The following is a 12,321-nucleotide window of genomic DNA, read 5'->3' as shown; positions in this document are numbered from 1 at the left end:
CAAGTTCGCGGTGGCTGCTTGACCGCCGCAACTGCCGAATAGCCTGCCTTTGCGTGCACAGTATCTGATCTATAATGAGGTCAGATGCTGATCGACGAAATTAGGGCTGCCCGGCGATCTGCTGGTTGGTCACAGGCAACTCTGGCGCAACGTGTCGGCGTCGAATCGCAAGCCATCAAACGGTTGGAAAAGAGTGTCGGCGCGGTCTCGACCCTGACCGCAGTGATGACCGCGCTGGACTTTCGGCTCTCAGGGCTCGGTCCAGGCAAAACCCTGCACGACCAACTCCGCGCATGCCGGCAGAAACGATCCCTATCGCTGGATGCGCTGGCAGCGAAGACGGGGCTGTCGCGAACGACCATCGCCAGCCTGGAACGGGGCGGCGGATCGGTCGCTAGCCTGCTGCGCCTAATGGCAGTGCTGGCACCCAATGTGAGCCGTCGCGCGCGCGAGCGAACCTATTGGGGTGAAGGCGACCGCGAGGATCGCGACGCCCGCTTCACCCCGCCGGAGTTCCTGGCCCCGATCCATGCGGCGTTCGGCGCCATCGACCTGGACCCATGCGGCCACACCCTCAGCCCGGTCGTCGCGCGACGGCGGATCCTGCGAAGCGAAGGCGGGGACGGCCTTGCCGAAGACTGGACCGGGCGGCTGGCGTTCGTCAATCCGCCCTTCTCCGAACTGCTCGTCTGGCTCCGGCGCGCCCACGACCAATGGCGGTGCGGCAATGTCGAGACGGTCGTTTGTCTGGCGCCCGTCAGGACCGATTCCGCTCTGTTTCACGAAACCTTGTCGGTGGACGCCGACATCTTCCTGCTTCGCGGGCGCGTCCGCTTTCTTGACCTACACGGCAAACGGCAGGGTACGCCGTTTTCATTGATGCTGGTGACGCTCGGCGCGGCAGAAATACAGAGGAGCCGGTATGCGGAACTGGTTGCGGGTATCTGGCTTGCGCGCAGGGACAACGCGACGGCGCCTGGCACTGCCCTGACTGCGGCCTTGGACGCGGCGCTCCCGGACCAAGATCAGTCCCCCATTCCGTAGCCGGGCAGGCCGGGGAAACGCCGCACGATCCGTGACGTATCACCGGCTTCTTCGGCACCCGGCCGGACGGTGTCCCTGACCGGCGCCTCGGCTGACCTAGTCCCAACGACTCGGCCGAGCGCCTGCTGCATCGTCACGTCGTTTCGCCACGCCTTGACCAGCAGGAGGATATCGGCGGGAGCAGAATCGCGAAGCCGCCAGCCCTCGCCGTCCGGGACAATGTCATGCGGCGACGTCCGCACATGGGTCGCGATCTGCGAGACCTCGACCGCCTGCCGGTCGGCAAGGTTGGCGATCCGCCTGCGCGCCTCATCCCCGGCGATATCGGCTGGGGACAGCCCGAACCGGGCGAGGATGTGCGGCGGCACCACAACTAGGCCGCGTTCTCGGCCGAGGAAGTGCCGTTCCTCGGCGATGGCAGCGAGCATATCGTCAAGCGCCTGGCGGCGCTGATCCTCCGCCGTGATCGCCGACAAGCCCTTGGCGCTCGTCGCTGGTGCCAGCGCGGCGCGCAGTTCCGGCCATATGCTGATAACGAAGGCTCTGAAGTGAGGACTGTCGCTCCACCGCGCGACATCATCGCACAAGTCTCGGGCGAACCGGCCATCAAGGTGGAGCCCGCCGTCGACGATGTGGAAGACCGGGCGCCCTGATCGATCGTCCAGGACCGGGTCGAGGCGGTCGACCTGCGCGAACCCGATCGCCTCGAGCGCCGTCTGAGCCTCCAGAGTGTCGAGATCGGCGCGGTCGAGGCCGCTGGCGCGCAACGCCGCGTCGGACACGGAATACCGGCCTTCGTCATCCTGACCAAGCCATTCGTCATGGCGGCGCAGCGCCTCGAACGCGGCGGCGTTGGCCATCTGCCGGTCACGTCTCGTAGCTTCTTCGCTATCGGCGGAGCGGCGCTGCGCTTCCTCGCGCTCCAGCGCCTCCTTCAAACGCTGTTCCGTGAGCGTATCCGCCGGGTCGACCGATGCCTGCCTACCGATGGACCAGATAATCGGCGTCGGCGCGTACGGGTCATCGACCGGTGGCTCGACCAGGGTGACCACGGGCGGCGCGATAGTGCTGACATTGCGGCATATGCCGGTAAAGGCGGGGACCGCGGCCATCTCCGGCGCCATAGGCGTGTCCGTATGCGGCAGCATTCCGGCGGCTTGGCGAGGCGCCGGATATCCTGTTGCAGTGATGGCTGGCGGGGCGTCAACCGTCGGTGCCTCTGGCCCGAGGTTCGCGATCACGTCCGCCGGTGCAGCCATATCCGGCGCGGCGATAAGATTGGTGTGGGCGGGCACGTCAGCCGGCAACGGCGTGCTCAACGATGCGAATGACACGGCGATATCGGAGGCGTTCGGCAGCGCGTCGTCGATAGGGGCCGCGGTTGGGGGTATCGCGGCAATCGGAATCACCGATGGCATGGCGGGCACCCCGGGCAAGGGCGTTTCGGTGACGGGTGCCATCTCCGGCACGATGGCCAGCGGTTCCGCATCGATGATCGTGGTCAACGCGGCCAGCGACGGCGCTGGTCGATGCGCTGGTGCGACAGGCATGCCGTCATCGTGCTGGGGAACGGGGTCGGTCTTCATCGACACGAACTGCATCGACACGTCCGGGGCCATGGGGCGGATATCATTCACCGCGATCGGTGCGGCGATGACGGGCGCCATCGCCGGGAGCACTTCTTCTCGCTGATATGCGGGTTCGTCCGACAGGGAGGGAGCCGCAGGCGTGGCGGCGAGCGCAAGTTTCAGTCGTTCGAGCGCGTAGAGACGTGCGCCGGCCTTGCGTGATCGCTCGCGGGCGTCAGCGCGGCGCTGTTTCGCCTCGTTGCGCGCGATCGTGGCGACATGCTCGCCGCGACGGTGGGCAGCCGTGCCCTCCTGCCCGACGTGTTCACCGCCGTCACGATCCATGCCGCGTTCGCAGTAGGAGAGCGCCGTGAAACGGCGATCAAGGCCGTATTCCTGCGCCACCTCGGTCATCACCCGCGCAACCGTGTGTCGGATGAACCGCAGCCCCTCCTGCCCGTCGAGATCGGTGCGCAGGTCGTTGGAAATGATCACGCTGCCGTCCGCCAACAGCTCCATCGGCAGCAGGCCATAGTCTAGATGGAAATGCGGGTTGTCGACGCTAGCTCCGGGGTCCGAATCGTGCGCAGCGGCGGTCCAGGGCAAGCCACGTTTGCCGAACAGTTCGTCGCCGAGGCGCTGGAGAAACTCGCGCCGGGCATCGACCGGCAGGCCGTAGGGAAGCGCACCGATCATGCGGAAGCCCAGCTTGGCGTTCTTGCGCGTCGCGCGCAGAACCTGCTCCTGAAGGTCGAGCACCCCGATGACCTTGTCTTCGGTGTCGCCAATGTTGCCCAGCACGATCCGCATCCCGTCGCTGTCGAGCGTCACCGCCGCCTCGCGGGCGATGTAGCGGTAGTGGCGGCGAAGGCAGCCGGGGCTGGCTTGCCTGCCGCCGGCGCGGACATAGCGGATGCGCAGCATCATTCCCTCGCGGCCGAGCTGGTCGCGCCGGGCGAGCGCGCTGGTCGCGTGACGCGTGAAGACGATGCCGGAGTGGCCCGTGCGGGTCGGTCCCGACGGCGCAGAACGCGAGGCCGATGACCTGCGCCGTGGCTCCGGCTTGACCCGAACCTGCTTCGACAGCCGGCGTATCGCCGCATCCATCTCCCGCTCGGCAGCCTCGAACTCGCGGCGGATGCGGGCCTCGCCGACCCGGTCCGCGACGTCGGCCAGCGCCTCGGCACGGGTCTGCCGCAGTCGCTTCAGCGTAGCGTTCCGCTCCTGCCGCAACTGTAGGGCGAGGTCGCGACAGGTGACGCGAAGCCTAGAACCATCGGCAAGCAGGACGTTGAAGCTACGGGTGGGGGGCGCAGCGGACGGGCCTGCCCCGGTCGTCGAAATCGAAGATTTCATTTCTTGCGCTACCCCACCCTACCTTACCCCCTTCGCTAGGATTGCTGGGTGTGCCGAACTTCCCGTTGTTCGCCTGTCCGGCCATCCCGCCGCACTTTTCCGCTCATCGGCGATGATGAGTTGGTCGGGCTGTCGGCGACGGTGACAGGGGAATGCGATGAGCGGTGCCCACTTCATCGACCGCCCGCACGCCGCAGCTTATGGGCGTCGACTTGGTCGGCAGCCCCAAAGCCCCTATAATGGCGTCATGGATCGCGCAGTCGACATCGATGGCGGGCAGGACCTGGCAGCCAAGGCCGAGCTTTCGGAGCTTGCCGCGATGCTTGGCAGGCTCGTCGAGTATGTCTGGAAGCGCGCAGCCACCAAGCGGATCGCGCTTCGGCGCGAGCGCCTCGACGCACTGCGTGGGCTGATCTCGCGGATTGCTCTGCTAATGGTCCTCACGACTCAGATGGTCGTGCAGTTGATCAGGGGCACGACCGACACGGCGGCGCCGGTGAGTGCGCGCCCGCCGCGCCACCTCCACCACCCGCCCCAGGCCTGGGCGGCGCCGTAACCGCACATCGTCGATCAACAGCGCGCAACCGCCATTGGCGGCCGCGCGCCGATGACCATGCGCGAGCGGTGAAGCTGCGATAGCTGCGACACGTGCGATACCTGCGATAGCGCAGGTATCGCACCTTCACCGTCTCGCCGGAGTGCGAGAACAGCAATGAAGAACAGTAGCGAATGGAACCGCCAGCCCAACGTGGACCAGGCGGCGGACGCGATCCTCGCCGGGGGCAAGGTGACCCTCGACACCATCACCGCCTATCAGGTGGCGGCGCGGCTCGGCACCGCCGCGAACCCGTCGTTGTACGCGAAGTTTCGCGATTGGCGCGCACGGTGTCGCGCCGCGGCCGAGCCGGTGACCGTCGACGTGCCGCCCGAAGTCGAGGCGAACATCCGCGCGATCTTCACGCGGCTGACCGATGACGGCGTCGGCGCCTGCCTCGGCGCGGTGCGCGTCGTTGGCGGCAGCCTCGACCGCGTCGCAATGCTGCGCGTCGGCGATGCTGAGCGTCGTGCCGACCGGGCCGAAGCCGAGACCGCGGACGTCGTGGCGGTCGGCGAGAGAATCGAGGCGGAACTCAACGTCGCGACCGCCAGGATCGCCGAGCTGGAGCAGGCGCTGGCCGACGCCCAGCGCCGGGAGGACCGGCTTACCGGCCGTCTCGATCAGCGCGAGGCCGATCTGGCCGCGGCGCTCGAGACCCGTGCGCACGTGAAAGCGACGACCACGAACGCCGCGCCCGATGTCGATGCCGAGCACTTCCACCACCCCAACGTCGTCGATGATCGCGACGGCGGCGGTCACGATACCGATCAGGACGGGTCTGTCGCCGCCAGTAGTGCGGGGGGCCACGGCGACGCCAGCAGTGAACAGGCGGATGCTGCGCCGACCCGGCAGCTGCTCCTCACCTTCGCGGGATTCGAGGTCGACGACGATGGTGACCGCGATGCTCACTGACGTTCGTCACCCGCTCTCGAAGGCGGTAACGCTTGAATTTCCGCGGCTTTCACGCGGGAACCTCGCTCTTCGGCACCAGTCCATTCTCGGCTCCTTTCGCAAGGAGACCAGCATGATCCGCCCCCTCTTCCCGTCACATCCGAGCGCTGTCCCCGACCCGGCGGCGCGCCTCGACGCGCTGATCGCGACCGCCCGGTCCGACATCGCCGCCGCAGACGCCGACGCCGAGGCGATCGTCGCCGAGATGGCCGGTATCGAGCCCCACCCCCACGCTCATGGCCACACCGCCGCCGGTGACCATGCCTACGCCGGCATCGGCCCCGAGCACTTCCTGTCGCTCGCCGGACTGCTCGCGCAGCCTTGGCCAGTGGCGCAAGCCGCCGCCGAGACGGTGCGTCGCGGCGCGGGCGCGGACTATCTTCTCACAGCGTTCCCCGGCGCGTTCGCGGCGCTGGGCGAGGGCTTGGCCGAGGATGGCGTGCTCTTCATCGCGGCGCGCGCCGATTGCATCGATGGTGACCTAACCACGTTGTTCGCGCGCAAGCCTGGCCTTGCGACCGGCATGGTCTGGCGCCTCGTCGGCTTCGACCGCCGCGACCGAGACCCGTGGGTGGGCGCGTTTGCGTGCGGCGAGCGGCTGGGGACGCTCATCGCCTCGGTAGAGGGCGTCACACCGGCGACGCCGTTCGGCGATGCGCTGGCGGCGGCTGTTGCCACTTATCGCGCCGAGCTGGCGACCATCGGCGCCGACGAGCTTCACGCGCGCGCCGCGCGCCGCGATGCCGAGCGGCAGGCGTCGTGGGCCGAGATCGACCAGACCTATCGCGACACCGGCAAGTGGCGCGAGCGCGCACCAACGAAACGCCAGCGTCACCTGATGCAGCGCATCGAGACCGCGCGCGGCCTTCCAATGCCCATCACCCCGCGCCGCGGCGCCTCGTCCGACGCGATCACCGGGGCGGGCGGCAACCCGCGCTTCGACAACAGCCATCGTGGAGAGAAGGCGTGACGACCGACACGACGAGCCAGACCTCTGCATCGCGCCCGATGATGATCAACATCGTCGACAAGGGGCAGACGCTTCAGGTCACCAACGTCGACCCGTGGATCGAGGAGCGCAAGCAGCTGCTGCGGCGTGCCCGCGAGATCGTGAAGAGCTATGACGGTAACCCGTCGTCGCTTTATCCCCAGTACGGCGAACTGGTGCGGATCATGCGGCGCCTCGCCGAGATCAAGGTGATCTTCGACACCTACAACCGCGAGCGCAACCGCCACGCCGACGCCAACATCACAGCGATAGTCGAATTTCTCAACGACCCCAAGACGATGGAGGGGGTTGATGTCTGAGCTCGTCGACCCCGTCCAGCGCCACATCTTCGCGATCGCGGCGCACGACACGATCGTCCCCGACGATGCTTCCGACCTGAAGCTCGACGCCATCGTGCCGGCGAAGCAACTCGCCCGCCTCCGCCGAGCGATGCTGCCCGGTGTCGACCATGCAGGCGCCGGCATCGTCACTGCGCTGGACGACCCGGTCGGCCGCCGGGTCGGCCGGGTGGCGTTCGCACCGCCACTCCAGGCACTGTTCGTCGGCGGGTGCTGGACCGGCATCGGCCCGGCACCGCACTGCCTGCCCGACAGCGCCGTCGCGGTCACGGCGTTTCACTACAGGCAGACCCGTCTTGCCGAAGGCCGCGCCGATGACGATGCGCGCGTGAAGCCGCTGCTCGGCTTCAGCATCGCCGAGCACGCCGGCATCACCGACATGCTGCGCACCGGCGGCGCCCGCGCACGGCTCTTCATCGCCGCCTCGATGCTGTCGGCAGCAGGCGTGAAGTATGAGAAGGCGCGTCAGCGCACGGGCAAGACCGGTCGCCAACAGGGCGACGTCAACGCCGCAGCCATGGCGGTCGAGGCCGCGCTGATCGGCGTTGCCAGGATCGCGACCGACATCCTCCTGAACGATCTGAGCGCGCCGCGGGGCATCCACCGGATCGCCGCCCACCTCGTCGATCAGGTCGAGGCAGCGCGCCGTCGCCGCTCGAAAGGCGACGTCGCGCGCGCTGTACGCATCGCCGCGACCGCCGCCGACGCTGTCCACCTCTGGCTGACACGGCAGATCCTGCGCGACGTCCCCGCTAACGAGGACCGCGAAGGTTCCCGCTTTACCCGCCGCCTCGCGGTGACGAACAGCGCCTTGGCCGAGACGGTCAACGTGATGATCGACGAGGTCGGTGCGGTCGAAACGCACGGGCTCTATGTTTGGCTGATGGCGCGCCGGCTCGAAGTGGCGCTCGGCCACCATCGCTGGCTTGCCGCCCCCCACCCCGTGTTCCGCCTGAGCTATGGCTATGTCGGCGGTCATGCCCTATTTGCCGAGATCGAGCGGGTCGGCGCGATCGCCGCCACCATGGCCAGGCGCGAGAGCATGAAGGATGGTGCCAAGCTTGACAACGTCACCCTCAAGCCGGTCCTCGACGCGGCCGCCGGGGTTCAGGGAGCCATCGCAGGGCAGGATGCGCCTGGCCGCTATCTCGACCTCGGCGCGTATCACCGGGCGGTCACCACGGGGTTCATTGGCCGCCGCTCGCACTGGATGGCGACAACGGTGCCGGCCTACACCCATCACGCCTACGCGCTGGGCTCGCGCTTCTGCGATCTCGCCGCGGCCGCCGGCCATGGACCGACCCACGGGTTCATCCGCAGCACCGAACTCGACAAGCCGAGCGAGGGCACCCGCCGCCAGCCGCTCGTCCTGTTCTATGGCCTCGACATCGAGGAGATGGTCATCCTCGGTCTGCGCCAGATCCTCGACCGACTGATCGCGCGCAGCGCGGGCAGCGATGCATGGCGGACGGCGTTCGGCCGGACCGTTCATCACGTCCTGCAGGGCACAGCCCCGTCAATCGCGGCGCGGCTCGAGATGTCGTCCTGTCTCAAGACCGATCTCGCCACCTGCAAGGGCATTGCCAATCGCGCGACCGCGCTCGCCGGCCGGTTCGACGACCGCGACCATGAACGACCCATGGGCATGGTGTTCGACTATGCGCTCTGGTTCCACCGCGACCACGATGTCGCGTTCTGGGATCGCCTGCAGAGGGGCGCGAAGCTCTACCGCGCGTTCGGCTCGGCGTTCATTCCGATCGAGCGCGAACCGGTGCCCGGGCGGCAGGGCCGCCGTGCGACTCCGGCTGATGCCCCGCCATCGGCATGGCAGCGGATCATGACCAAGGCTAAGACAGCGTTCGACGCCTATCAACCGCTCTACCTCAAGAGCCGTCCGAGCCTCCTCACCGCACGGATCATGGCGCGGATGTGCGAGGGCTACTCGGCAATCTCCAGCGATCCCCAGTTCCTGACCGTCTTCAGGGGCTGAGTTTCGGCGATTTTTCGCCAGTTTTCAGCGGGAACCTCACCGCCACGGCGAGCGGCAGACGGGGTGGATGTCATCCCCGCCGACCGTTTCCGATCCCGCCACGGGCGCGTCGCAGCCCGCCGCCCCTGCACACGGCGTTGCCACCAGCGGCGGCGATCCGGCCGACCGTGGCGCCATGCGTCCGGTTCCGGTCCACAGCCTGTTCCTGACGGCCTTGCCGATCACGCCCGAGGAGATTCATAAGGTGCTGGCGGCGCTCGGCCCCGACCTCGCCGCGATCTTCGATGAGGAAGCATGATGGCACGCGGACGAACCAGGAAGGCCGATACCAAGCCACGCGCCTATGCCTATCTGCGTCTCAGCGTCGACAAGGAGGACGGCAAGGCGCAGAGCATCGAGGCGCAGCGCCATGCCCTGCGTGCCTATGCCCTGAAGCACGGCATCGAGATCGTCGAGGAGTTCGCCGACTGCGGGCTGAGCGGGCGCACTGACAGGCGTCCGGAGTTCAACCGCATGATCGCGCAGGCGACCGATGGCTCGCAGCCGGTCGATCTTGTCCTAATGTTCGCCATCGCCCGCATGGCGCGCAACATGCGGCTGTTCTTCAACTCGATCGACGCGCTCGCCGACGCGGGCGTTGAGACGGTCTCGATCACCGAGAACTTCGGCGAGGGGCGCTCGAAACGCATCGGCCAAACCATCACCGCTATGATGGCCGAGCAGCAGGCGTTCGATTCGGCCGTCTACACCCGCAAGAGCCGCCGTGAGAATGCCCGCCAGGGTTACTACAACGGTGGCCCGGTGCCCTATGGCTACCAGACCTATGTCGCCCATCAGGACGGCGAGAAGCAGCGGATGAAGCTGGAGATCGTGCCGGGCGAGGCGTCGGTTGTGCGCGAGATCTTCGACTGGGCCGACATGGGCCGCGGGGGTCGCTGGATCGTCGGCACGCTCAACGCACGCGGCACGACACTGCGCGGCGCAAAGTTCTCCAACAGCAATCTCTCCGGCATCCTTGGCCGTCAGGTCTATACCGGCACCTATTACGACAAGACCGCCGATGACGACGGCAACACCCCCGATCCCGAGGACTGGATCTCGGTGCCTTGCCCTATGATCGTCGCGCTGGACCAGTTCGAGCGCGTCGCGGCGCTGCGCGCCAGCCGCAACCCGCGCAAGACCGCGCCCCATATCGCCGCCGGCACCACCATGCTGATGGGGATCGCTCGTTGCGGAATGGCGGGCTGCACCTGCGGCATGACGATGCGCACCGGGAAAGGGGGGCGCTACAGCTATTACGTGTGCAACGCCCGCGTGAATAAGGGCCGCACCTGCGATGGGCCAAGCGTGCGGCGCGAGGAGCTCGATCGTGTAGTGCTCGACGCGGTCGAGCGCCAGCTGCTCGCCCCTGACCGGCTTCAGGCGCTCCTCGCCGAGGTCATCAATTTGTCCGACCACAAGCGTGCGCAGCGTGAGCACGAGCTGGTCCACGCCCGCGCCGAGCAGACCCGGCTGCGCACCGCCATCGAGCGGCTGCTGATCCTGGTGGAGACTGGCGAGATGGGACCGCGCGATCCGATCTTCGCGAAGCGCATGGGCGACAACCGCGCCGCACTAGCAGCCGCCACGGCGCGGATCGATGCGCTCGAGACGCAGCTGGCACGGGGGTCGCGCCGAATCACCGGCGAGACCGTCGCGAAGTTCGGCAGGCTATTGTCGGAGAAGCTGCGCGACGACGATCCGACGCTGCGCACGGCCTATCTCAGGATGCTGGTTTCCGAGGTCACGATCTCGAAGGGCGAAATACTCATCTCCGGCCCCAGGGCGGCGCTGGAGAACGGTGTCACCAGCGGCGTCCCGCGCCTCGAGGGCACGGTGCCCATCTTTGACCGGAAGTGGTGCCGCCTACAGGACTCGAACCTGTGACCCCCGCATTACGAATGCGATGCTCTACCAGCTGAGCTAAGGCGGCCGACGTGCGACGCGATGGGGTTCCATCGGTGCGGGGGCGGCGATTAGCAGTGGTTGGGCGGGGTGGCAAGCGTTGCTGCGACCTTTACGCGGTGTTTACCACGCATCGCGCACACCGTGTCCGAACGCACACGCGGGATGGCCCCGGCTTTCCCGCGCGACATGAAGGACGGACGTGATGGATACCGCAAACGGCATCGACGAGGGCGTCGGCTCGGGCGGGCCCGACTATGTCGACGGATCGGTGAGCGATGTCGGCATCGACGTCGGCGGCGACGAGCGGCGGATGCATGTCCGCGCCTACAACCACTGGGTGTCGCTGCTGCAGGGGCGCGCCTATCCCTCGATCGAGGATCTCGACCCCAATTCGATCGCCGATTTCGGGCCGCACAGCGTGCTGCTGGACTTCACCCACGGCATCGAGGATCCGCGCATCCAGTTCCTGGGCCGTGCGCTGCGCGAGGAATGCGGGATCGACGCCAGCGTGTCGCATATCGCCGACGTGCCCAGCCGATCGCTGCTGTCGCGGCTGACGGACCATTATCTGCAGATCATCGCGAATCGCGCGCCGATCGGGTTCGAGGCGGAATTCGTCGGCACCCGCGGGCACAACACGATGTACCGCGGCATCCTGATGCCGTTTTCCTCGGACGAGGATACGATCGACTTCATCTACGGCGTCATCAACTGGAAGGAGTTGGTCGACGCCGAGACGCAGGCGCGCCTCACCGCCGACCTGCGCGCCGCTCGCCGCGCGCCGGCGCCGTTGGCGATGCCCGGATCGGTGTGGGCCGACGGGCCGGGCGCCGAGTTTGACGAGGCGCCCGCCGTCACCGCGCCGATACCGGATGACGCGACGCTCTACGACCGGCTGGCCGCCGCCCGCGACTGCGCCGAGGCCTTTGCCGCCAGCGAGGGCCGCAGCCGCACCGCGCTGTACCAGGCGCTGGGCCGCGCACACGGCCTGGCGCAGGCGATCGCCGACGCGCCGGAGGATTATGCCGCGATGCTGGCAGATGCCGGGCTGAAGGCGCAGGCGCGCGCGCCGATGACGCCGGTCGCGAAGCTGGTGTTCGGGGCAGGGCACGACAAGACCCGGCTGGCCGAATATGCCTCTGTCCTTACCCACGCCGCCCGGCACGAAGTCGGTGCCGATGGCCTGCCCGCCTATCTCGAGAGCTTCCCCGGCGGCGTAAAGGGCGTGGTCGGCGCCGAGCGCGCGCTGAAGCGCCCCGCCAAGGCGCCCGACCTGTACGAGCAGATAGCGAGCGAGTTGCGCGCCCGTGCGCCGATCGCGCATGTCGATATCGATCCGGCGCGCGCCGACGACGGCGAATTCGTCGTGCTGCTGGCGCGGCGCGACGCGGGCGGCGGGCTGGACGTCGTGGCCTGCGTCGCCGACGACAAGAGCCTGACCGAGCGCACGATCCGCCGCGCCGCAGCGTAAATCGGCGATTTCGTATCAATTGCAACCACGTCACGGGTTGAGCCAGCGG

The 12,321-nt window shown here is 67.8% G+C and carries 10 protein-coding genes and 1 tRNA gene; 9 read left to right on the top strand and 2 right to left on the bottom strand.

What is annotated here, in order from left to right; translation table 11 throughout:
* Positions 1-84: 84 nt before the first annotated feature.
* Complete coding sequence (locus M9980_RS09710) at positions 85-1,044, top strand: DNA N-6-adenine-methyltransferase (RefSeq protein ID WP_250749944.1); 960 nt, start codon at positions 85-87, stop codon at positions 1,042-1,044.
* Here the strand turns inward: M9980_RS09710 and M9980_RS09705 are convergent.
* Complete coding sequence (locus M9980_RS09705; protein WP_250749943.1) at positions 1,026-3,968, bottom strand: hypothetical protein; 2,943 nt, start codon at positions 3,966-3,968, stop codon at positions 1,026-1,028. The two genes, M9980_RS09710 and M9980_RS09705, sit on opposite strands and share 19 nt — an antisense overlap.
* 247 nt (positions 3,969-4,215) lie before the next feature.
* Here M9980_RS09705 and M9980_RS09700 point away from each other — a divergent pair, with 247 nt between their 5' ends.
* The 7 genes from M9980_RS09700 to M9980_RS09675 all read left to right on the top strand — a co-directional run bounded on the left by M9980_RS09700 (position 4,216) and on the right by M9980_RS09675 (position 10,780).
* Positions 4,216-4,524 (top strand): hypothetical protein, encoded by a 309-nt coding sequence (locus M9980_RS09700; protein WP_250749942.1) that lies wholly within the window; start codon positions 4,216-4,218, stop codon positions 4,522-4,524.
* Positions 4,525-4,680: 156 nt separating this feature from the next.
* Positions 4,681-5,478, top strand: a complete 798-nt coding sequence (locus M9980_RS09695; protein ID WP_250749940.1) for a hypothetical protein — start codon at positions 4,681-4,683, stop codon at positions 5,476-5,478.
* Entirely contained in the window at positions 5,456-6,487 is a 1,032-nt protein-coding gene (locus M9980_RS09690; protein WP_250749939.1) for a hypothetical protein, read from the top strand. Before M9980_RS09695 ends, M9980_RS09690 begins: the two co-directional genes overlap by 23 nt.
* Positions 6,484-6,825 (top strand): hypothetical protein, encoded by a 342-nt coding sequence (locus tag M9980_RS09685; RefSeq protein ID WP_250749938.1) that lies wholly within the window; start codon positions 6,484-6,486, stop codon positions 6,823-6,825. The genes M9980_RS09690 and M9980_RS09685 overlap by 4 nt, the downstream gene beginning before the upstream one ends.
* Positions 6,818-8,854, top strand: coding sequence for a hypothetical protein (locus M9980_RS09680; protein WP_250749937.1), 2,037 nt, complete (start codon positions 6,818-6,820; stop codon positions 8,852-8,854). The genes M9980_RS09685 and M9980_RS09680 overlap by 8 nt, the downstream gene beginning before the upstream one ends.
* 175 nt (positions 8,855-9,029) lie before the next feature.
* Positions 9,030-9,152 (top strand): hypothetical protein, encoded by a 123-nt coding sequence (locus M9980_RS14275; protein WP_277998298.1) that lies wholly within the window; start codon positions 9,030-9,032, stop codon positions 9,150-9,152.
* Positions 9,149-10,780 carry a recombinase family protein gene (locus tag M9980_RS09675; protein ID WP_250749936.1) on the top strand — a complete coding sequence of 544 codons (1,632 nt, stop codon included), beginning with the start codon at positions 9,149-9,151 and terminating at the stop codon, positions 10,778-10,780. The genes M9980_RS14275 and M9980_RS09675 overlap by 4 nt, the downstream gene beginning before the upstream one ends.
* On the opposite strand, the gene M9980_RS09670 is transcribed toward M9980_RS09675, so the two are convergent.
* Positions 10,751-10,826, bottom strand: a tRNA-Thr gene (locus tag M9980_RS09670). The genes M9980_RS09675 and M9980_RS09670 overlap by 30 nt on opposite strands.
* 177 nt (positions 10,827-11,003) lie before the next feature.
* On the opposite strand from M9980_RS09670, the gene M9980_RS09665 reads away from it, so the two are divergent.
* A complete protein-coding gene (locus M9980_RS09665) occupies positions 11,004-12,272 on the top strand; it encodes a PAS domain-containing protein (protein ID WP_250754869.1) in 1,269 nt (422 codons plus the stop codon).
* The last annotated feature ends 49 nt before the right edge of the window (positions 12,273-12,321 follow it).

The sequence above is a fragment of the Sphingomonas donggukensis genome (assembly GCF_023674425.1).
GTDB lineage: Bacteria > Pseudomonadota > Alphaproteobacteria > Sphingomonadales > Sphingomonadaceae > Sphingomonas > Sphingomonas donggukensis.
This window is presented reverse-complemented; position numbering and strand designations above follow the sequence as displayed.